Annotated in this window: 18 protein-coding genes; 14 read left to right on the top strand and 4 right to left on the bottom strand. The window is 55.7% G+C overall.

What is annotated here, in order from left to right; translation table 11 throughout:
* The 12 genes from GJT30_00005 to GJT30_00060 all read left to right on the top strand — a co-directional run.
* Positions 1 to 277, top strand: a 277-nt coding sequence (locus GJT30_00005; protein ID MSM38002.1) for a methyl-accepting chemotaxis protein, incomplete at its 5' end; no start/stop codon positions are given.
* Between the two features lie 371 nt (positions 278 to 648).
* Positions 649 to 2,295 carry a HAMP domain-containing protein gene (locus GJT30_00010; protein MSM38003.1) on the top strand — a complete coding sequence of 549 codons (1,647 nt, stop codon included), beginning with the start codon at positions 649 to 651 and terminating at the stop codon, positions 2,293 to 2,295.
* A gap of 369 nt (positions 2,296 to 2,664) precedes the next feature.
* Positions 2,665 to 4,311: a HAMP domain-containing protein gene (locus tag GJT30_00015; protein MSM38004.1), complete on the top strand. Its 1,647-nt coding sequence runs from the start codon at positions 2,665 to 2,667 to the stop codon at positions 4,309 to 4,311.
* A 601-nt stretch (positions 4,312 to 4,912) separates the two neighbouring features.
* The gene (locus tag GJT30_00020) at positions 4,913 to 5,599 is read left to right on the top strand and encodes a hypothetical protein (GenBank protein ID MSM38005.1); all 687 of its coding nucleotides are present in this window, start codon (positions 4,913 to 4,915) and stop codon (positions 5,597 to 5,599) included.
* Positions 5,577 to 6,212, top strand: coding sequence for a response regulator (locus GJT30_00025; protein MSM38006.1), 636 nt, complete (start codon positions 5,577 to 5,579; stop codon positions 6,210 to 6,212). The genes GJT30_00020 and GJT30_00025 overlap by 23 nt, the downstream gene beginning before the upstream one ends.
* Before the next feature lie 169 nt (positions 6,213 to 6,381).
* Complete coding sequence (locus GJT30_00030; protein ID MSM38007.1) at positions 6,382 to 8,013, top strand: HAMP domain-containing protein; 1,632 nt, start codon at positions 6,382 to 6,384, stop codon at positions 8,011 to 8,013.
* 183 nt (positions 8,014 to 8,196) lie between these two features.
* Positions 8,197 to 8,697, top strand: a complete 501-nt coding sequence (locus GJT30_00035) for a chemotaxis protein CheW (protein ID MSM38008.1) — start codon at positions 8,197 to 8,199, stop codon at positions 8,695 to 8,697.
* A gap of 254 nt (positions 8,698 to 8,951) precedes the next feature.
* Entirely contained in the window at positions 8,952 to 9,827 is an 876-nt protein-coding gene (gene nudC, locus GJT30_00040; protein ID MSM38009.1) for an NAD(+) diphosphatase, read from the top strand.
* On the top strand, positions 9,824 to 10,273 hold the full coding sequence (locus GJT30_00045) for a DUF4149 domain-containing protein (GenBank protein MSM38010.1): 450 nt from the start codon (positions 9,824 to 9,826) through the stop codon (positions 10,271 to 10,273). The genes nudC and GJT30_00045 overlap by 4 nt, the downstream gene beginning before the upstream one ends.
* Before the next feature lie 32 nt (positions 10,274 to 10,305).
* Entirely contained in the window at positions 10,306 to 11,199 is an 894-nt protein-coding gene (locus GJT30_00050; GenBank protein MSM38011.1) for a DUF2156 domain-containing protein, read from the top strand.
* Between the two features lie 96 nt (positions 11,200 to 11,295).
* A complete protein-coding gene (locus tag GJT30_00055; GenBank protein MSM38012.1) occupies positions 11,296 to 11,736 on the top strand; it encodes a hypothetical protein in 441 nt (146 codons plus the stop codon).
* Between the two features lie 12 nt (positions 11,737 to 11,748).
* Entirely contained in the window at positions 11,749 to 12,348 is a 600-nt protein-coding gene (locus GJT30_00060; GenBank protein ID MSM38013.1) for a DUF479 domain-containing protein, read from the top strand.
* A gap of 30 nt (positions 12,349 to 12,378) precedes the next feature.
* Here the strand turns inward: GJT30_00060 and mnmH are convergent, their stop codons facing one another.
* A complete protein-coding gene (gene mnmH / locus GJT30_00065) occupies positions 12,379 to 13,407 on the bottom strand; it encodes a tRNA 2-selenouridine(34) synthase MnmH (protein ID MSM38014.1) in 1,029 nt (342 codons plus the stop codon).
* Between mnmH and GJT30_00070 the strand changes: the two genes are divergently transcribed.
* Positions 13,298 to 15,085, top strand: coding sequence for an outer membrane beta-barrel domain-containing protein (locus GJT30_00070; protein MSM38015.1), 1,788 nt, complete (start codon positions 13,298 to 13,300; stop codon positions 15,083 to 15,085). The two genes, mnmH and GJT30_00070, sit on opposite strands and share 110 nt — an antisense overlap.
* Before the next feature lie 155 nt (positions 15,086 to 15,240).
* Complete coding sequence (locus GJT30_00075) at positions 15,241 to 16,521, top strand: ketose-bisphosphate aldolase (GenBank protein ID MSM38016.1); 1,281 nt, start codon at positions 15,241 to 15,243, stop codon at positions 16,519 to 16,521.
* A gap of 95 nt (positions 16,522 to 16,616) precedes the next feature.
* On the opposite strand, the gene GJT30_00080 is transcribed toward GJT30_00075, so the two are convergent.
* From GJT30_00080 to GJT30_00090, 3 genes are read right to left on the bottom strand one after another with little or no spacing between them, the layout of a single operon-like run.
* The gene (locus GJT30_00080; GenBank protein MSM38017.1) at positions 16,617 to 17,186 is read right to left on the bottom strand and encodes a response regulator; all 570 of its coding nucleotides are present in this window, start codon (positions 17,184 to 17,186) and stop codon (positions 16,617 to 16,619) included.
* The gene (locus GJT30_00085) at positions 17,183 to 19,624 is read right to left on the bottom strand and encodes a response regulator (protein MSM38018.1); all 2,442 of its coding nucleotides are present in this window, start codon (positions 19,622 to 19,624) and stop codon (positions 17,183 to 17,185) included. Before GJT30_00085 ends, GJT30_00080 begins: the two co-directional genes overlap by 4 nt.
* 5 nt (positions 19,625 to 19,629) lie before the next feature.
* Entirely contained in the window at positions 19,630 to 20,916 is a 1,287-nt protein-coding gene (locus GJT30_00090) for a histidine kinase (GenBank protein ID MSM38019.1), read from the bottom strand.
* Between the last annotated feature and the right edge of the window lie 16 nt (positions 20,917 to 20,932).

Genomic DNA, 20,932 nt, shown 5'->3' on the forward strand with positions numbered 1-20,932 from the left:
CGAGGTCGAGAGTGGCACCATGGAGGCGTCCAAGTCAGGTGAGGCGCTGCAGGCAATCCTGGAGCAGATCAATGCGGTGAACATGCAGGTAAGTCAGATTGCGACGGCAGCCGAGGAACAGACGGCCACCACTGCCGAGATCAGCAACAACATCCAGCAGATCAACGACGTGGTTCAGCACACCGCCCATGGTGCCCAGGAGTCGGTCATTGCCGCCAACATGCTCTCCGGTCTGGCTGAAGAGCTGCAGCGGCTGGTGGGGCAGTTCAGGGTCTGACGCTTCCGGAACGAAACGGCGCGATGCGGGAATTATGAACTGAATTGCATATCCGGTAGCACTGAAGATGCACCCCCAAGGGGGAGCAGGCCAATAACCTGCTCCCCCTTGTCGTTTTCGGTGGTTACTGCTGCGTGCTTTCGGAAAATGTCAACAATACTGGTACAATAGTTCGTAGCGAACAAGGTGTAGCCTCTATGTTCTCAAGTTTTGTATGCATAAGCCGAACATTACTAATGAAGTCGGAAAACTTTGGAAATGTACGGAGGTTCGAGTAATTGCATGATTTGTTTTGCATTGGTTAGTCGGGTATCAAGAGGAACATATCGAAAAAACAGGAGTATTACACTATCTACAGGAGAGGGGCATATATGAGAATATGGGCTGATTTAAAGGTGAAGGCAAAGATTATGTTCCTCGTCGTTGCCGGTTGTCTGGGCCTCGTGATAGTTGGTCTGTTCGGGGTTTTGAACATGTCGCGGATGAGCGCAGCCGAGGAACAGCTCAAAAGTGGGCTGGAACATGTGGCTTTGCTGCAGGACATGAAAAACCATTTCCTGACAATGCGTCTTGATCTGGTTTACATGATGGCGCTGAAGGACCCGGCCAAGATCGAAGAGAAGGAAAAGGATTTTTCTGCACAGGTGGCAAACGTCAAGGAAAAGCTGGACAAATATGAAAAATACGATCTGCTTCCGGTTGAAAGGGAGCAGGTCAAGTCCTTTATCCAGGGGTTTGAGGCTTATGTAGTCGAAGGAACGAAAATGGCGCAGATGGCCAAGCAGGTGCACAGCGGTGGGAATGGCACAGGGGTCGATGAGGTGATCGCATTTGCCACCAATACGGTTGCACCGATCTATGTCAAGCCCGCTGCGGTGATCTCCGATATGGTGGCCAACAATATCAAGGAAGCCGATGAACTGTATCAGAATGATGTCAAGAATTTCAAGCAGTCAAGGATAATACTCCTGCTCTCCGTTGTTGTGGTAGTGGTTTGTGCACTCCTTGCCGGCAACCTCATCGCCAATTCGGTATCCAGGCCGCTGCAGTCGGTGTTCGGGACCCTCAAGGAAGTGGCGGCGGGGAACCTGGCGGCCCGTTCCGACATCACCAGCCGCGACGAGATGGGGATGCTGGCCACAGAGGTGAACGAAACCTGTGGCAAGCTGCGGGAGGTAATCTCCATGGTGGCGAGCAACAGTGAGCGTGTCGCCTCTGCCGCGACCCAGCTCCACTCCACTTCGGCGGAGATGGCCAGCGGCGCCGAGGAGATGGCGGCTCAGGCGAGCACCGTTGCCACGGCCAGCGAAGAGATGTCCGCCACCAGTGGCGATATCGCCAACAGCTGCCATGCTGCTGCCGATGGGGCACTGCACGCCAGTCAGACCGCCCAGGACGGTTCTGCGGTGGTGGAGAATACCGTTCAGGTGATGAGCCGGATTGCCGGCCGGGTACAGGAGACGGCCAAGACCGTGGAGAGCCTGGGGGCACGGAGCGACCAGATCGGCGAGATCATCGGCACTATCCAGGATATAGCGGATCAGACCAACCTCCTGGCGCTGAACGCGGCCATCGAGGCGGCGCGTGCCGGCGAGCAGGGGCGTGGCTTTGCGGTGGTGGCCGACGAGGTGCGGGCGCTGGCCGAGCGGACTACCAAGGCGACCCGTGAGATCGGCGAGATGATCAAGGCGATCCAGAACGAGACCAAGGCAGCGGTGGCAGCCATGGAAGAAGGGGTACGCGAGGTCGAGAGTGGCACCATGGAGGCGTCCAAGTCAGGCGAGGCGCTGCAGGCAATCCTGGAGCAGATCAATGCGGTGAACATGCAGGTAAGTCAGATTGCGACGGCAGCCGAGGAACAGACGGCCACCACTGCCGAGATCAGCAACAACATCCAGCAGATCAACGACGTGGTTCAGCACACCGCCCATGGTGCCCAGGAGTCGGTCATTGCCGCCAACATGCTCTCCGGTCTGGCTGAAGAGCTGCAGCGGCTGGTGGGGCAGTTCAGGGTCTGACGCTTCCGGAACGAAACGGCGCGATGCGGGAATTATGAACTGAATTGTATATCCGGTAGCACTGAAGATGCACCCTCAAGGGGGAGCAGGCCAATAACCTGCTCCCCCTTGTCGTTTTCGGATCTATGAATGTGTGCCAAAGTGCTGCAACTATCTGTCTGCAATACGATATAAGGGTTATCGAATATAGTAATAAGGGAAACCCTTATTTTTGTCTAAAGTGTTTGTAATAATCGGCGATTAGTCAACTATCGCATGTTTTTCATAAGGTCATATGATGCATACGCAATGGGGCGGATTATTATCCTTCAAAGAGTTGACGCAGTATTGATAACGTAACCCCTCGAGGTCACGTTAAAGGAGATGCAGATGAGATTCTGGGCAGATCTGAAAGTAAGGAACAAGATATTGGCGTTGGTGGTGGCAGGGTGTGTCGCTCTTGTGATCGTAGGCTCGGTTGGCCTTATGAACATGCAGAAGATGAACAAGGCCGAGGGTGAATTGATGCAAGGGCTTGAGGACGTGGCTCTGCTGCAGGACCTGAAAAACCATTTTCTGGCCATGCGCCTCGACCTGGTTTACATGATGGTGCTCAAGGATCCGGCCAAGATAGATGAAAAAGAAAAGGATTTTGTCAGCCAGATCGAAAATGTGCGGAAGAAACTGGAAACGTATCGTAAGAATGAGCTTAGTGAGAAAGAAATCGAGCAGATCTCTGCATTTACCAAGGGGTTCGAGTCGTATGTGGCTGAAGGGACAAAGCTCGGTCAGATGGCGAAACAGGCGAACTCCGGAGGGAGTGCCGTTTCGGCAAGCGACGTCATTGCGTTCGCTACCGGTACGGTTGCTCCGATCTATGGCAAGCCGGCTGAAGTAATAGCGGAGATGGTCGCGCAGCATATCAAGGAGGGCGAAGGCATATTCCAGCGCGATACTGCTAGCTACAAGCAGTCTCGGTTACTGCTGCTCGCTGCTGTGATTGTCATCGTGATCCTGGCCCTTATGGGAGGTACGCTTATCGCCAACTCGATATCAGGGCCGTTGAAATCGGTATTCGGGACCCTGCAGGAGGTGGCGGCAGGCAACCTGGCTGCCCGTTCCCACATCACGAGCCGTGACGAGATGGGTCTGTTGGCCGCAGAGGTGAATGCCACTGCCGGAAAGCTGAGTGAGGTAATCTCCATGGTGGCGAGCAACAGTGAGCGTGTCGCTTCTGCTGCGACCCAGCTCCACTCCACTTCGGCGGAGATGGCCAGCGGCGCCGAGGAGATGGCAGCCCAGGCAGGGACTGTTGCCACGGCCAGCGAAGAGATGTCTGCCACCAGCGGCGATATCGCCAACAGCTGTCACAATGCTGCCAATGGGGCACTACACGCCAGTCAGACCGCCCAGGACGGTTCTGCGGTGGTGGAGAACACCGTTCAGGTGATGAGCCGGATTGCCGGCCGGGTACAGGAGACGGCCAAGACCGTGGAGAGCCTGGGGGCACGGAGCGACCAGATCGGCGAGATCATCGGCACTATCGAGGACATTGCCGACCAGACCAACCTCCTGGCGCTGAACGCGGCCATCGAGGCGGCGCGTGCCGGCGAGCAGGGGCGGGGCTTTGCGGTGGTGGCCGACGAAGTGCGGGCGCTGGCCGAGCGGACCACCAAGGCGACCCGCGAGATAGGCGAGATGATCAAGGCGATCCAGAATGAGACCAAAGCAGCGGTGGCAGCCATGGATGAGGGGGTGCGCGAGGTCGAGAGCGGCACCATGGAGGCGTCCAAGTCAGGCGAGGCGCTGCAGGCAATCCTGGAGCAGATCAATGCGGTGAACATGCAGGTAAGCCAGATTGCGACGGCAGCCGAGGAACAGACGGCCACCACTGCCGAGATCAGCAACAACATCCAGCAGATCAACGACGTGGTGCAGCACACCGCCCATGGTGCTCAGGAGTCGGTCGTTGCCGCCAACATGCTCTCCGGTCTGGCTGAAGATCTGCAGCGGTTGGTGGGGCAGTTCAGGGTGTAGGTCGTTGCTGCCTCCTGCCGGTCCGGGGACAATTCTCTGAGATTGAGAGGATTGACGGACTGTCTTTGAAATCTTGATAGCTCCGTTGGGATGAAGGTCTCGCGACGGTTTTGTATTCAGTCAATAAACGATATCGCACTATATATCGTAATGTGATTCTGCATATAAGGACAATCCTGAAAAGGTTTGTCCTTTTTTGTATAAGTAGATTCATTGATATGTGCAATAAGTTTAAACAAGCAAGACAGTATATGATACTTAACCATATATTGCGTATACACTAAAATATATTAGCAACTATTTACAAATAAATTTAAGCTGTAATACTACTACTATATGAAAATAATATAAACATAGTTACATATGGTCGTTTGTTATATGTCAGTATTGTTTTATTGATATGTAATTGTTGGAGGCTGCCGGCAGTATCCACGAATGGCTTGACCATGGAGCCAGACATTGAAAACTGTTCCAGGAAATCGATGATCAAGACGTCGAGTGCTTACTGAAACGTAGGGATTTTTGTGATCGCGGGCCATAACATTTACCGATATATCTCAGGTTCAACCATCGCATTGCTTGTCGTGTCACGGGCGGAATCATGAATAAACTGCTACTTTGCGCACAACTGGAGTCGGCACGGGAGCATGAGCGAAAAGCGATCTCCCGGGAGATTCATGATGAATTGGGACAATTGCTGACGGGGCTTGCGTTCGAGATCTCGTGGCTGCACAGGAAGTTGCCAGCAGGAAACAGAGAACTTTCTGAGCGGATCAAGGGGATGAAGGCGCTTGTCGATGCCGGAATCAAGGAGGTACAGAAGATTTCGGCAGGCTTGCGCCCCCGGTATCTGGATGACGTTGGCACGAGAGCAGCCCTTGACTGGGAAACCGGCCAGTTTACCAATAGGACGGGTATCCGGTGTACACAGGCAATCGACATAAGCGACTCCGATCTCCCTCCGGACTTTTCCGCAGAAATATTTCGGATCTTCCAGGAGGCCCTCACCAATGTCGCCCGTCACAGTCGGGCAACGGACGTTGCCATTTCTCTGAAGCACACCAGGGGAGGGTTGGAGTTGGAGATACGCGACAATGGCAGAGGGATTGCGCAACATGAAATCGATTCCCCCTGTGCATATGGTTTGATGGGGATGCGGGAACGCGCAGAGATGCTGGGTGGTAAGCTGCGGATATCAGGGAGTCACGGAACAGGGACAACGGTGACGGTTACCATCCCTCTGGAAGAAGAGGAGATCCGACAACATGCGTATCCTGATAGTAGATGATCATGCCATTGTCAGAAGAGGATTGGCTCAGATTCTTCTCGATGCCTTTGATGGGGTTTTCCGGCACGATGAGGCAAAAGACGGCCAGGAGGCATATGCAAAGGTCGTTGATCATAACTTTGATCTGGTTTTGATGGACATATCCCTTCCAGGGAGAAACGGATTAGAGGTGTTGAAGCAGCTCAAACAGATAAAACCGCAGTTGCCGGTCTTGATGCTCAGCATGCACCCGGAAGAGCAGTATGCAGTCCGGGCCTTGAAGGCCGGTGCTGCCGGGTATCTGACCAAAGGGAGTGCGCCGGATGAACTGGTGGCCGCTGTCAGGAGAGTCTTGCAAGGAGGGAAATATGTCAGCTCGACATTGTCTGAGCTGCTGGTGTCGGAGCTGGCAAATGGCATGCAGTGCAAGGAGAGGCATGAAACTCTTTCTGACCGGGAGTTCCAGGTCGGCTGTCGGATCGCTTCAGGCAAGACCATCACGGAGATCGCAACGGATCTGGTTCTGAGTGCAAAAACCGTCAGTACGTATCGGACACGGATCCTGGAAAAAATGCAGATGAAGAGCAACGCCGAAATAACCACCTATTTTATCCGGAATGGTCTTGTGGATTGACTCCCGGCTGCAGCCCCTACGGTCTGTAGGGATAGTGCTTACACAGAACAGCCTGTTTTCTGACGGTATTTTCAGCAGTGCACCGTCTTCAGTAAGCTTCCCCTTTTCCGAAGAGCCATCTAGTGCACGATCGGTGTATGAAGTCAGACGCGGAAAGGGAGGAGAGTCTATGTTGCGCAATGTAAAAATCGGGGTACGTCTTGTGGGAGGTTTCTTCCTGGTTGTGTTGATTACTGCGATAATCGGCACGTTGGGCTTCATCGACATAAAGAAGCTCGATGAAGCCAGCCTGGCCCTTTATGAGAAGGGGGTCCGTCCCCTGGAAGCAGTGGGGGAGATCAGCACCGCATTCCAGCGCCTCCGTGTCAACACCAGAGATATCATCATGGCGACGGATGGCGAAGAGGTTGATGAACACGGAACATTGATCAGGAAATATCGCGAAGAGATTGATGCTACGGCAATAGAACTGGAAAAGGGCCTGCCAGACAACGAGTCGAAAAAACTGTTTGCCACCTTTGTTGATACTCGAAAAAACTATACCCCTCATCTCGACAAGATCGTCGAACTGGCGCGGGCAAACAGGGATAAGGAAGCCCAACTCTACATGGAAGGTACCGCCGCCAGGCAAGCTGCCGATAATGAGATGGCTGCCATCGACAGCCTGTCGGCATATCTGGTCAAGAGCGTGGGAGCCGTGGCGAACCAGAACCATATTCTCAGCACACGAAGCGGCTGGATCATTACGGCACTCACTCTGACAGGGGCGATTGTTGCCTTTGTGCTGGGCCTGTTGCTCAGCCGCTCCATAACGGTTCCATTGCGTTCCTTGACAGCCCAGTCGACGCAGATTGCCTCCGGAGACCTGAGCGTGAAGATCACGCATACCTCCGGCGACGAGATCGGCCAGTTGAGCGATGCGTTCCGAAACATGGCGGAAAACCTGCACACCACCATCAAGGAGGTAGCAGAGACATCGACCCAGGTTGCCTCTGCTGCCAATCAGCTGATGGCCAGCGCAGAGAGGATTGCGACTGGTGCCGAAGAAGTGGCTGCCCAGGCGGGTACAGTGGCGACAGCAGGAGAAGAGATGGCAGCCACCAGTGCCGACATTGCTCATAACTGCCAGATGGCGGCCGAGGGGAGCCACCAGGCAAGTAACACCGCTACTGCCGGAGCAGAGGTGGTCAATCTTACCGTGTCGGTGATGGGGCAGATTGCCGGGCGTGTCAAGGATACGGCGAGTGCTGTCGAAGGGCTCGGTTCCCGTAGCGATCAGATCGGTGCAATTATCGGTACCATCGAGGATATTGCCGATCAGACCAATCTTTTGGCGCTGAACGCTGCGATCGAAGCGGCGAGGGCCGGTGAGCAAGGGCGTGGATTTGCCGTAGTTGCCGATGAGGTCCGGGCTCTTGCCGAACGGACCACCACGGCGACCCGTGAAATCGGCGAGATGATCAAGGCGATCCAGTCCGAGACCAAGAGTGCAGTGATGGCCATGGAAGAAGGGGTCCGGGAGGTGGAGCACGGTACCGATGAAGCAGCAAAATCAGGACAGGCACTCTCCGAGATCCTGGCTCAGATCAACAGCGTGGTCATGCAGGTGAACCAGGTGGCTACAGCTGCCGAAGAGCAGACAGCCACAACTGGTGATATCAGCAAAAATATTCACCAGATTACCGAAGTAGTGCAGGATACGGCCAACGGCGCCCATGAATCGGCCACCGCCGCGGGGCAACTGGCAGGTCTGGCAGAAAGCATGCAACGTCTTGTCGGACAATTCAAGTTGGCAGCCTGACCCTCGCAGGGGAATCCGCGTGGCCCAAAAGAATTGCCAAGAAAGATTTATGGGTTGTTAATAGAAAGAATAGAGAATTTATGATCATTCCTCTTAAGTTTTAAACTGTTTGGCCGAAAAATGAGGTAAATGTGTTTTGTACAGTCTGATATATGTCGGAGTACGTATTAAGGGAGGTTGGACATGGCATTCGATGTTTCAACACAGGTACGAAGCAGTGGGACGGGCGATTCCCTTCACATGGTCGGATTTACCGTTGGCGGAGAGGAGTTCTGCATCGATATACTCAAGGTGCAGGAGATCATCCGGATGGTGGATATCACGGTGATGCCTAATGCCCCTGACTACGTCGAGGGGGTCATTAACCTGCGTGGCAAGATCATTCCCATCATCGATTTCCGCAAGCGGATGCACCTGCCCTTCGCGGATAACATCAACGAGCAGAACCGCCGCATCGTAGTGGTGTCGTTCGGCAAGGTAACGGTTGGCCTGGTGGTGGACAAGGTCTCGCAGGTGATGAAGCTCAATGCGGACCAGGTTTCGGCTACTCCGGACGTGATCAAGGGATTCGATTCCGAGTGCCTGATGGGCGTTGGCCGGGCAGCGGACAGACTGCTGATCCTGCTCGACGTGGAAAAGATGTTTCGCCAGGATGAGTTTGAAGGGCTTGCCGACGCAGCCTGACGGGTTTCTGACGACGAAGGGGAATGGGAAGGGCGGCCACTGTGCCGCCCTTTCTGTTTCTGATGTTTCAGAAGGTGCGTCTTTACCGGGTCCGCGACGAGTTTGCGAAGCTCGTTATTGCCGTTCAACGATTTCAGGGGTATGATCTTTTGAAGCCTACGTACTCATTTGAAGACTAGAGACTGCTCCCAGTAAATGTGATGGGTCCTCACGGTTTTCAAAGAACCATACACATACTTCCGGGGGAAAGAGTCATGCGTTATCCCGATACTGTCAATCTGCCGTTCAATGCGACTCTGCTCGGGGACGAATTCATAAGGGGGCTGCCGGATCAATTGCCACAGGGTGATGGACCGTATGCGGTATTGATGGGCGGCTCTCTGGTTGTCGAAGAGATCGATGGCGTCTGCTCTCTGCCGCGACGTTTGCCGGCCGGCTGGAAGTCGAAGAGCCGTGAGCCCCTGTTCATCGGCTACTGGCGGGGAGAGCCGTTACGAATCCTCCGCATCGGCAAGGATACGGTTGTTGAGCCTCCGTACTCGGTTGAGCCGTTCAATGCCGTCAAGGAGCGGTTGGATGACAGTCTGCTCACCATCGGTGGCCTTGCCCAGCAGATCCTCCACTGGGAGCGGTTGAGCAGGCTCTGTGCGCGGTGCGGTGTCCATACCAGCCGGGTACGCGGCACCTGGGGAAAGCAATGCCCTGCCTGCGGTCACGAACAGTATCCCGCCATTCATCCCTGTGCCATCGTGCTGGTGAAGCGGCACGATGAATTTTTGCTCATCCGCAAGGCGACCTGGCCAGAGGGGCGTTACAGCCTGGTTGCCGGTTTTCTCGACTTCGGCGAATCGTTGGAAGAGTGTGCCGTCCGCGAGGTGCGGGAGGAGACCGGCGTGACCGTCAGTAACGTCCGCTATGTGGGAAGCCAGAACTGGCCGTTTCCCAGTCAGCTCATGGCTGGTTTCGTGGCAGACTACGCTGGAGGTGAGATCGTCGTCGACACCAGCGAATTGGAGGATGCCCGCTGGTTTTCCCCGTCAAGTCTGCCGGGGGGATTCCCTCCCCATCGCAGCATCGCCCGCTGGATCATAGAGCGCTTTGCATTACAGCACCAGGAGGATTTACCATGACCGCTGTCATCACCGCACTGCTTCGCCTTTCACTGGCCTTCTGGGTGGGTGGGGTCGCCATCTTCACCTTTATCCTCACTCCGATCATCTTCAGCAATGAGAATCGAGACGTTGCCGGCCGGATCGTTGGTTATCTCTTCCCCGGTTATTTCCGTTGGGGTCTTGTCTGTGGTGCTGTTGCGCTGATCTGTTTGCTTCTGCAGCGTGGCGCGACACGGCATTTCATCGCTGCCCTAGTACTTTTGGCGGTCATGCTGGCGGCAACCTCATTTCAGGCCTTCTACATCGAACCGAAGGCCGCTGCCCTGAAAAAGGAGATTCCTTCCTTCCAGACCACGCCGAAGGACCATCCCCTGCGCCGGGAATTTTCCCGCCTGCATGGCATCTCCGCAGTCTGCAACCTGTCGGTGTTCGGGGCGGGTGCGATCCTCGTGGTGCTGCTGTAGCCAACCAGCACTTCAACCGCTATACTCTCTTCATGAACTCTGCTTCCCCCATTCCGCAGTACCCTGCCAGCCGCCCAATGGAGCTTGCAGACAAGGAAAGGCTTGATCCGCTTTTTGCGGAGCTACAGCCGGCAGTGTCAGAGTTGACCTTTGCCGGGCTTTTTCTCTTCCGCCAGGCCCACGACTATCGGCTTACTCTGCTAGCTGATGCATTGGTAGTGCTGGGAAAAGGGTATGACGGAGATGCCTATTTTTTGCCGCCGCTCTCAGGTGATGTCGCAGCTGCCCTGGATATCCTGTTTGGGAGCGGCCTCATTCTCTACGGAGCAGATGAGCCGTTTGTGAGCCGCTACCTTGCCGACACTGGCCTTAAGGTGTTGGAAGACCGGGATGCTTTTGACTATCTCTATCTGCGGAGTGAACTGGCCGAGCTGTCCGGCAATCGTTTCCACAAGAAAAAGAACCGGCTGAACTACTTTGCCAGCCGCCACGACTTTACGGTCGAAATATTCCGGCCAACACATCTGGACGGTGCACTCAGGTTGCTTGCCGAATGGCAGCGGGTCCGCGGCAGCGACGACAACCGTTCGGCAGTCCTCGAAGCATCGGCAACGGCAGAGGGGCTACAGCTTGCAGCTGTTCTGGGGCTTGAGGGGGTGACGGTTCTCGTCGAGGGTGCAGTCGCTGCCTTTGCCCTGGGGGAACGGCTCAACCGCGAGACGTCGGTCTGCCACTTCGAGAAGTCCGATCCGTTCATGGAAGGGATTTCTCAACTGGTGGACCAGCAGTTCAATAGTAAGCTTTTTACCGACTGTCTCTATGTCAATCGGGAGCAGGACCTTGGAGAACCGGGTTTGCGGACCGCCAAACTCTCCTATCATCCGGTGAAACTGGTGCGCAAGTTCAGGGCATGGCGCATTCTCTGACTAAGATCCAGCCAGCAGAACAGGGCAGGGTTGCGTCCGGTACTCCGCACGGTCTGGTGCCAAAGATAACTCATTTGTGCGGAAAGGAATGAACGTATGAAAAAAAGCACATTGTATGTCACGCTGACTGCTGTAGTCGGACTTGCCCTGATGCAGGCAGTCCCCTATGGCCGCGACCATAACAATCCTTCGGTGGTGGCAGAGCCCCAGTGGGACTCTCCGGATACCCGTGAACTTGCCCGGCGGGCCTGCTTCAACTGCCATAGTTTTGAAACCATCTGGCCGTGGTATGCACGGTATGCGCCTGTTTCGTGGTTGATCGCTCATGACGTGCAGGAAGGGCGCGAGAAGCTGAATTTTTCCGACTGGCAGGGAGGGACCCGCGAGGGAGAACGTCCCGAAGAGATCGCCAAGGAGATCACCGAGGGGGATATGCCTCCTTTTGCCTATCGCTTTGCCCATCCTGAGGCGCGTCTCTCTGCCAAGCAGCGGACGCAGCTCATAGAGGGCCTTTCCGCAACGTTGAAGGGCCACTAAAGGGAGGCTGCCATCAATTTCCTCGCGCATCTCCTGTTGTCTGGCAGCAGGGAAGAAGTCATGGTTGGCAATCTGATGGGGGATTTTATCAAGGGGCGGCTCCTGCCGGGTCAATATCCGGCAGGGATCATGGAGGGGGTGCAACTGCATCGAAGTATCGATTCCTTTGCCGCAGCGAATGAATATTTCCGCTGCAGCAAACGCCGCCTCAGCGATCCCTGCGGACTGTACCGCGGGGTGATGGTGGACCTTTTCTACGATCACTTCCTGGCCCGGGAGTGGGATGTCTATGCCAGCCTTCCCCTGTCCGACTACATTGAATGCGCCTGCCGGGTCCTCAGGGAGCATCGGCAGGTACTTCCTGGGCGGCTCGAACGGATTCTTCCGGCTCTCTTCATCGAATGGCTCCCGTCCTATCGTGAGATCGAGGGGGTCGAGTTGGCGTTGCAGCGGATGGGTATGCGGTTGAAAAGGGCAAATCCGCTTGCCATGGGTGGAGACGAGCTACGGAAGCACTATGCTGGGCTGCATGAAGATTTTAGTCGTTTTTTCCCAGCTCTGCTGGCATACCCGGAGGTATGTAGACATGTCGGTCCTGATGTGGCGGGGTGAAGGCCGTTGTAGAACAAAAACCAATGCCTTTCAGATCCCGCGGCTGGAGAGTTGTTCGTCCAGTTCCTTGGCGGCACGGTCGTAATCTTCCAGTGACAGCGAAAACTCTTCTTTCCAGTCACGGGTCTTGTAGTAAACCTTGTCATAGTACCGTTCCACCAGACCTGCCATGAACGGTTCCATCTCCCAGTTTTTCAGATGATCCAGTAATTCGCGGTAGCTGTCACCGCCCAGTTTTTTGGCAATCCGTGCCAGGGCTTCTGCCATTGCTTCACGGTATTCCGTTTTCCCATATTCATCGATGAGCCGTTGCACCCGCGTCTCCAGGGAGGCGGAACACCAGACCTTGGTGGAGGCGCGCATAACCTCGTAAAGGTCTCCTGGCAGCGAAACCTTGCCGATACGGCGGCTTTCGCCCTCGATGATGATCGGCCTGCCAGCGGGCATGCGGCGAAAGGTGTCCCAGAGAAGGGTTTCAAAGCCCTTTTGCGTGAGATGGTCCTGGGACAGGCCAAGTTCGCCGAATGCCGATCCGCGATGGCAGGCAATCCCCTCCAGGTCGATGGTGCTGAAGCGATCAGGGGCCAGCCGGAGAATGAAGTCGGTTTTTCCGATGCCGGTCATGCCGTGGATCACCACCAGGGGTGCAGGAGGGGAGAATGGCGTGAAATAGGCCACGACATGATTGCGGAAGGCCTTGTAGCCTCCGGTGAGTTGAGCCACCGGGTGCCCGGTCAGTTCAAGTATGGTGGCGACGGTTTTGCTGCGTAGCCCGCCGCGCCAGCAGTAGACCAGGATCGGGCGACCGGTTGCGGCAGAGGCTATGTCTGCAACCATGCCTGGAAAACGCCCGGCAGTCAGTTCCAGCCCGCGGATACGTGCCGGTTGAGGGCCGGCCTGCTTGTAGAGGGTGCCGATCTCGACCCGTTCTTCATTGGACAGAAGTGGTATGTTGATCGCGCCGGGCAGGTGGTCCTCGGCGTATTCCAGAGGGGTGCGGACGTCCACCACGCAGTGGCTGTCGAGGAGCTGTTCTGAAAATGAAAGGGTTTGGGGCATGTCGCTTTCTCCCGGAAAAACATCATATAATAGTGCAGCGAGGCTACGAATGCAAGGTTACACCTGCTGCAACCATGAGCACTGGTGTAATTCCCACACTGGCACCGGCTCGACAGCGATCGAGGGAATTTTGTCTTGCCAGGCCATCACGCTGTGGTATAAGACTAGGCAATGCAGGGGTGATTTTTCGTTAATGAAAGGAGGATGTATGAAAAGACGCATCGTCTGTTTGGCAGCAGCTGCTCTGTTGACTGTTGCCGGATCTGCTTGGGCCGGGAACCAGGCCGGTGTTTTCTCGGTGTCTCCGTTTTTCGGCGGCTACATTTTCGACGGAGTCGAGCACCAGGAGATGAGCCCCACTGTGGGTCTCCGTGCCGGCTACAACTTCACCAAAAACCTGGGTGCCGAGGGTGCATTCGGCTTCACTAGCAGTGACGGGACGAAAAACGACAGTAACCTGAGGGTATACAACTACAATCTCGATGTGCTCTATCATTTCATCCCGGACAGCCAGCTCGTGCCATTCATTGCTGCAGGCTTTGGTGGGAGATCTGCCGAGTACGAGGCTTTCGACAAGATGAGAACCAGGGGCGCATTCAACTACGGCGCCGGGGTGAAGTACTTCCTTACCGACGAAGTAGCCTTCCGTGGTGATGTTCGCCATCTCATTTTCAAGGACGATCTGCTCGGCCAGGTCAATAATCAGACCCTCCACAATGTGGAATACAGTGTCGGTATCTCGTTCCTGTTCGGGGGGGCAAAGCCGGCCCCGGCCCCGGTGGTAGAACCCAAGCCGGCGCCTGTTGTAGCCCCGGTACCCCCACCTGCGCCGAAGCCTGCTCCGCCTGCTCCTGAAGCCAGTCTTGCTGTCTCTCCCGGCTCTGTGACTAAGGGGGAAGCGGTCACCATCACCTGGGCATGCAAGAATTCCGATTCTGCCGACATCCAGCCCGGCATCGGAAAGGTTCCTCCCCAGGGGAGCAGGACCCTGAGCCCTGCAGACAACACCGACTATATCCTTACCTGTAGCAGTGCGACAGGTTCGGCAACCAGCGCAGCTAGCGTAGGCGTAACCCAGCCGGCTGCTCCCGTGGCCACTCTGACGGCTATCCCCGCTGCAATCACCAAAGGCGGCTCCAGCACGATTGAATGGGCCTGTCAGAACGCGACTGCTGCCGATATCCAGCCCGATCTCGGCACTGTCCAGCTGCAGGGAACCCAGAAGGTTTCTCCCGAAGGGAGCGCCGACTACACCTTGACCTGCAGCGGTGCAGGCGGGAAGGCAACCAGCAACGCCAAGGTGACGGTTACGGAGCAGCTCTGCATCAAGCTGGAAGTCGAATTCGACACAGCCAAGGCAGATATCAAGAAGAAGTACCATGCCGAGATCGGCAAGGTTGCCGAGTTCCTCAAGACTTACCCCGAAGCCACGGGCACAATCGAAGGCCATACCGACAACGTGGGTGGCGCCGACTACAACCTGAAGTTGTCGCAGCGTCGCGCCGATGCGGTCATGACCTATCTGATCGAGAAATATGGCATCGCGAAGGGGCGTCTCTCTGCAAAAGGTTTCGGATTGACCAAGCCCATCGCCGACAACAAGACAGCCGCGGGTCGGCAGAAAAACCGCCGCATCCTTGCTACGTTCGATTGCGTCATCCCTGCGAAGAAAAAATAGCATTCGCATCGTGATCCCCAAAGGGCCGCTCCGTCAATGGTGCGGCCCTTTTTTTATGGAGAATTAGGGCCGTAACCTTGATTTTGGCGGTTACCCGTGGTATAAACTCTTTGATTTGACTATCGAATGTTATTTCATGAAAAGGGAGATGTGACATGGCGTACTCTGCAGATTTCGAGAAGGCCCTCCAGGTTGGTCGGCCCCCCAACATCAGACAGCTCTTTCCCAATTCAAAGGCCCTGATTGTCAGTGGCAAGGTAATCGACCGGGCAATGTCGGCCAAGGGGAAAGCCATAACCATGGCTGCCAACGGCAGGAACTACTTCGTCATCCGCGGTGCGCTCATGGCTGCCCAGCGGGCAAATGCGCCGATCATCATCGAGATCGCCAAGTCAGAAGGGGGGCAGAAGGCTTACTGCCCGGTGAACTACTGGAACATGGCCCGCATTGTCGATGCACTCTGTAATGAACTCGGCATAACCGTTCCCGTCGCCATCCATGCCGATCATTACGGCATCAAGAACGACAAGGATCTTGCTGCGGCCAAGGTGGAGATACCCACCATGTTCGAAGCAGGCATCACCTCAATAGCCATTGATGCTTCTCATCTCCCTGACGATCAGAATCTTCTGGCAAACCTTGCCATCAACCCATTCATTCCCAGGTGGGCAGGCCTTGAGACAGAAGTAGGCGAGATCAAGGGTAATTCCGGTCTCTCCACCGTGGACGAGGCGCTCTTCCTGATCCGAGGTCTGAATGCCCACGACATCTTCCCCGACTGGATCGCTCTCAACAATGGCACTACTCACGGCCTCGAAGCGAGCGATGCCGGCATCCAGGTTGGGCTCACCGCGCAGATCCACAAGGCGCTGGTTCCGTACAAGGTAAACGGTGCCCAGCACGGCACCTCGGGAAACAGTTCGGAGCGGCTGCGTGAGATCGCCAACCAGACCGCCACCACCAAGGCCAACGTTGCAACGGCCCTGCAGATGATCTCCTGGGGGCTGGAGGTGAATGACTACGGTAATGCTCAGCTTGATGCTAACGGCAATTTCATCAAGGTGAAGGGCGAGGGTGTCAGCGAGGAGCTCTGGGCCGAGATGGTGGCCTATGCCACTGACAAGGGGTGGAAAAAGGGTGACTACAAGAGCCTGAACCTTCCGTTTGAAAACAAGCTGCTGGCGCAGCCGAAGGAGATTCGCGAGCGGATGGCCAAGCGGGTGGAGGATTTTGCCTACAAGATGCTGGTCGAGGTCTTGAATGCCCGCGATACAGCGCCTCTGGCCATTGAGGCGATCCTGAAGGCAGGTTCCCATGATGTGGGACCGAAGGGGAGCCGTATCGAGGACCCGGCCGAATGGACCGAGGCCAAGATTATCGAAAAGGCCAAGAACATCTCAAGTGACAAGGGAGCGGCAGGCAACTTCGACGACTAGGCTGGTGTCGTACTATTGAATAGATGACGGGGGCTTTTGGCCCCCGTTTCTGTTTAGCTCCATATTCCAACTTCCCATCCAATGTTTTCGAAGTATCAGTTACCGGACCGACTCGGATCATCATTGCATTGGGCAATGATACGGGAGATCTCTTCGTCGCTCACTTCGGGCAGAACAAGGGCACCCTTAGCGTCCCGCTTTACCTCGCTGATACCGGGGTAATGAACCTCCAGGGCACGCAACTCGCTGGATTGACGCTTCACGGTTTTGAGCAGCCGACGGTTTTCCTCTTCCAGGTCGAACTTTTCCAGGGCGCTACGTATCGCCAGTTTCAGTTCTACATCATTCCAGGGTTTGGTGAAAAAGCGATAGATCTCGCCGCTGTTCACTGCCCGCATGGTTGCCTCTACGCTGGCATGGCCGGTCAAAAGGAAACGGATGGTGGTCGGGTGGCGTTGCCGCACCAGCCCGAGAAATTCGGCGCCATCCATTCCTGGCATGCATTCGTCGGAGATGACCACCTTGATACGGTGTCCGGCCATGATCCCAAGCGCCTCTTCACCACTTGCGGCACCGATCACCTCGAACGGTTCATCGGAGAGTGCCCTCTTCAAGGCGGCGATGACATGGGGCTCGTCGTCGACAATCAGGATCGTTGCGTTCATGGTCTTCTCCTCGTTGCATTGTCACTGGGATATTCGTGCGATTCTTTCGCTTTGCCGCAGAAGGGACAGTTTTGCCAGGACTCTTCAAGAGGGAGCCGGCAAGTCCGACAGAAATGTTCGCGGAACGTGCCGCAGTGCGGACAGAACAGAAACTTGGCATCGATCTGCCGCTTGCAGTTGTCGCAGCTCCGTTCATAGGCCAGTTGCGGCCCGATGACCCTCAGCAGCTCCTGTAGCGTTGTCAGCCCCTGGCGCACCTTTTCGATCCCGTCCTCGATCAGGGTCCGCATCCCGTTGGCGCGGGCCATCTCAAGCAGATCCGACTCCTTGTAGCTGGTGCCGATGAACTGTCTGAAGTCCTCGTTCATGATGAACAGCTCAAAAATCCCAGTTCTTCCCCTGTAGCCCGAGTTGTTGCACTGTTCGCATCCCTTGCCCTGCATGACCGTTGCACCCAGAAGCCCCGGCGGTACGTGCAGCAAAGCCATGATTTCAGGGTTAGGGGGGATTGGCTCTGCACAGTCGGTGCAGATCCGCCTGACCAGGCGTTGGGCGATGAGCCCTTCGAGTGCTGAGGCAATGATGTATGGTTTGACCCCCATATCGATAAGGCGGGTGATGGAAGCGATGGAACTGTTGGTATGGAGGGTGGAGAGGACCATGTGGCCGGTGAGCGACGCCTTGAACGCCACGTCTGCGGTGTCATAGTCACGGATTTCGCCAACGAGAATGACATCCGGATCCTGGCGCAGGGTCGCCCGCAGGATCTGGTCGAAGGAGAGGCCGATTTTTTCACGCACCGCAACCTGATTGGCCTCTTCCACGAAATACTCGATCGGCTCTTCGATGGTCTCGAAGTTTTTGCTGCTTTCCAGCATTGCTGCGAGTATGGAATAGAGCATGGTGGTTTTGCCGCTGCCGGTGGGGCCGGTGGTGATGATGACCCCCTGCGGCTTTTTCACCATGGTGGCGATCTTCCTCATGTCGTCGGGGAGCACCCCCAACTCCTGCAGGTTTTTAATGGAGGCACTCTTGTCGAGAATCCGCAGCACAATCTTCTCGCCATTCAGGGTCGGCATGGAGGAGACCCGCATATCTACGACCCTCGTTCCAGCCTTGACGGTGATCCGGCCGTCCTGCGGTTTCCGGCGCTCGGAAATATCCATCTTGGCGAGGATCTTGATGCGCGAAACAATGGCAGGATGAAGATCGACGGGGATCTTGATCTTGTTGTGCAAAAGGCCGTCGATCCGGAAGCGTACCAGGGTGTACTTGGTTTTTGCCTCAAGGTGTATGTCGCTGGCCCGGTAACGGACCGCCTCGGAGATGATGGCATTGACGATCCTGATTACGGGTGGAACTTCGGAGGAGCCGATCAGCTCCTGGATGCTGATATCCTTTTCTTCATCGTCGATGACGATATCGATCTCGTCCAGCGGCTCGAGGTCGCTGAAGTCTTCCAGTTCATTCAACCGTTCCGATTCGCCATAGATCCGCTTGATGGTGGCCATGATCTCGCTGCTTGAGGCCAGGAGGGGGATAACCTTGAAGCCGGTCATCATGGCAATGTTGTCGAGCTTGTAGATGTCGGATGGGTCGGCCATGGCCAGGGTGAGCTGGCGGCCATCCAGCCGGATCGGCAGCATCCGGTTCCGTTCGCAGAGGTCGCGGGGAAGGAAATGGGCAGTAGCTGTGTTAATGGCGTATTCGCGGAGATCGACATACTCGATATTCAGATTTCCTTGCAACGTCTTGATGATCTTTGCTTCGCTGGTCATACCGAGCCTTACCAGCGCGTCGCTCAGGAATTCCCCTTTTTCGAGTTCTCTTGAGGCGTGTTCTAGCTCTTCCTGGCGGATCACTCCGGATTTTACCAGGATGCTCCCCAACATGCCGCGATTCTCATCGAAAAGGTTGGAGAAGTTCTTGATCTTGATCTGCTGGGTCCGTGCCAGCTCCCTCAGTCGCCGGTTTTCCTGCATCAGGACATACTGTTGGAGGGCGAGGCTGACTGTCAGGCGGAGATCTTCGTCGTTCCACGGTTTGGTGATGAACTTGTAGACCGCCCCTTCCTTGACCGCTCCCATGATGGAGTTGACATCGGCATGACCGGTCAGCATGATCCTGATGGTTTCGGGCCAGCGGTTCTTTACCTCCTTGAGCAGTTCGGCGCCGGTCATGCCGGGCATCCGGTGATCGGAGACCAACAAGTGGACCTGCTCCCGTTCCATGACGACCAGGGCCTTGTCGGCGCTGGTTGCAGTCAGGATCGTGTAATCTTCCTCAAGGAAGATTCGCCTCATGGCCGACAGGACGTTTTCTTCATCGTCAACAAAGAGGATGGTGAACTGCTGGCCGTTCCGCTCGGTAACTGCCGAAGGCGTCTCGTTCGCCGGTACTGTATTTTCTGCTCTGAACAGTTCAGAGTACTTTGCCATAGGGATCAATCCCTCCTGATCGGGATCGTAATGGTGAAGTCGGCTCCGCCGGCTGCACTGTCGGTAACGGCGACCATCCCTCCGAGCCTGAGCACCGTGTCGTATACCACTGCCAGCCCCATACCGGTGCCGCTCCCTACTTCACGGGTGGTGAAGAACGGTTCGAAGATCTTTGCCCTGATATCGTGGGGAATGCCGGGGCCGTTGTCAGCGATGCTGATTCTGATCCGTTCGCCGTCCCAGGCAGTTGAGAGGGTCAGTTTCAGCCCCGACGGTTTGGCCTGGATAGCGTTCATGATGATGTTGAGAAAGACCTGTCCAAGGGTCGCAGGCATGCACGGGAGCAGCGGTAGCGGCTGGAATTCCCGCACTATGGTCGCATGGGTTCCCAGTTCATGGGTGAGGACACTCAGGGTTCGTTCCAGTTCCGCATTGATGTCGACAGGCACTGCGCCGAGTTCGTCCACATGGGAGAACCCTTTGAGGTCGGCGACGATCCTGGTGACCCGTTCAGCGCCGTTGAGGCTCTCCTGAAGCAGGTCCCCCACATCGGTCAGTATCGAGTTGAGCTTCAATTCCTGCCACTTGTGATCTGCGTGCTGCATCTTTGCCTCGTCATCCATTTTTATTCCGAAAAGCGTCTTCTGATACTCCAACATGGTAATAAGGCGGGATACGTACTTTTGCAGGGTATGGAGATTGCTGGTGATGAAGCCGAGCGGGTTGTTGATTTCATGGGCAATACCTGAAGCGAGCTGTCCCACCGCAGCCATCTTTTCTTGCTGAAGAAGGTGGGCGTGGGCCTTTTTCAATTCGGCACTCCGCTCCTTGACCTTCTGTTCCAGGCTTTCGGCAAGTTTCCGGTAACGCATCTCGGATTCGGTCAACTGCCGGTTGGCCTCGATCAGTTCGTCGTAGGAGCTGTTCACGACGCTGGTGTGTATTTCAGTGGTCAGCATCCGCTTGAGGTTTGTGCGCAGCAGCGTATCAATGGCAACACCGAGCAGTTGGGCAATGCAGATGAGGGTTTGTGCGGTTTCATCAGGACCGCCGATTCGGAGGGCTCCCACAGTCTCGCCTTCGAGACTGATCGGAAGACTGACGATCTCTTTGCCGAGCCGAGCCGGATCACGCGCAACCCAGAGTTCATCGCCATCCTGGTCTGTGATTGCTGCAGAGGTGGCACCCGCGACGAGCATCCCTTCGAGAAGCGGCTGTACTTCGCTGTCGAGAAGGAGTTCGCATAACCCTTTCTCCTCGCCGACCACGTATGACAAGGCCTCGTCCTGCATATCTCCTCCATCTTTT

The sequence above is a fragment of the Geobacter sp. genome (assembly GCA_009684525.1).
GTDB lineage: Bacteria > Desulfobacterota > Desulfuromonadia > Geobacterales > DSM-12255 > Geoanaerobacter.

Coding starts and splice junctions, on each gene's coding strand:
- GJT30_00010 (MSM38003.1), top strand. CDS start 649: ATGAGAATATGGGCTGATTTAAAGGTGAAGGCAAAGATTATGTTCCTC.
- GJT30_00080 (MSM38017.1), bottom strand. CDS start 17,186: ATGAACGCAACGATCCTGATTGTCGACGACGAGCCCCATGTCATCGCC.
- GJT30_00050 (MSM38011.1), top strand. CDS start 10,306: ATGAACTCTGCTTCCCCCATTCCGCAGTACCCTGCCAGCCGCCCAATG.
- GJT30_00025 (MSM38006.1), top strand. CDS start 5,577: ATGCGTATCCTGATAGTAGATGATCATGCCATTGTCAGAAGAGGATTG.
- GJT30_00020 (MSM38005.1), top strand. CDS start 4,913: ATGAATAAACTGCTACTTTGCGCACAACTGGAGTCGGCACGGGAGCAT.
- GJT30_00045 (MSM38010.1), top strand. CDS start 9,824: ATGACCGCTGTCATCACCGCACTGCTTCGCCTTTCACTGGCCTTCTGG.
- nudC (MSM38009.1), top strand. CDS start 8,952: ATGCGTTATCCCGATACTGTCAATCTGCCGTTCAATGCGACTCTGCTC.
- mnmH (MSM38014.1), bottom strand. CDS start 13,407: ATGCCCCAAACCCTTTCATTTTCAGAACAGCTCCTCGACAGCCACTGC.
- GJT30_00075 (MSM38016.1), top strand. CDS start 15,241: ATGGCGTACTCTGCAGATTTCGAGAAGGCCCTCCAGGTTGGTCGGCCC.
- GJT30_00030 (MSM38007.1), top strand. CDS start 6,382: ATGTTGCGCAATGTAAAAATCGGGGTACGTCTTGTGGGAGGTTTCTTC.
- GJT30_00015 (MSM38004.1), top strand. CDS start 2,665: ATGAGATTCTGGGCAGATCTGAAAGTAAGGAACAAGATATTGGCGTTG.
- GJT30_00085 (MSM38018.1), bottom strand. CDS start 19,624: ATGGCAAAGTACTCTGAACTGTTCAGAGCAGAAAATACAGTACCGGCG.
- GJT30_00070 (MSM38015.1), top strand. CDS start 13,298: ATGTTGATCGCGCCGGGCAGGTGGTCCTCGGCGTATTCCAGAGGGGTG.
- GJT30_00090 (MSM38019.1), bottom strand. CDS start 20,916: ATGCAGGACGAGGCCTTGTCATACGTGGTCGGCGAGGAGAAAGGGTTA.
- GJT30_00035 (MSM38008.1), top strand. CDS start 8,197: ATGGCATTCGATGTTTCAACACAGGTACGAAGCAGTGGGACGGGCGAT.
- GJT30_00055 (MSM38012.1), top strand. CDS start 11,296: ATGAAAAAAAGCACATTGTATGTCACGCTGACTGCTGTAGTCGGACTT.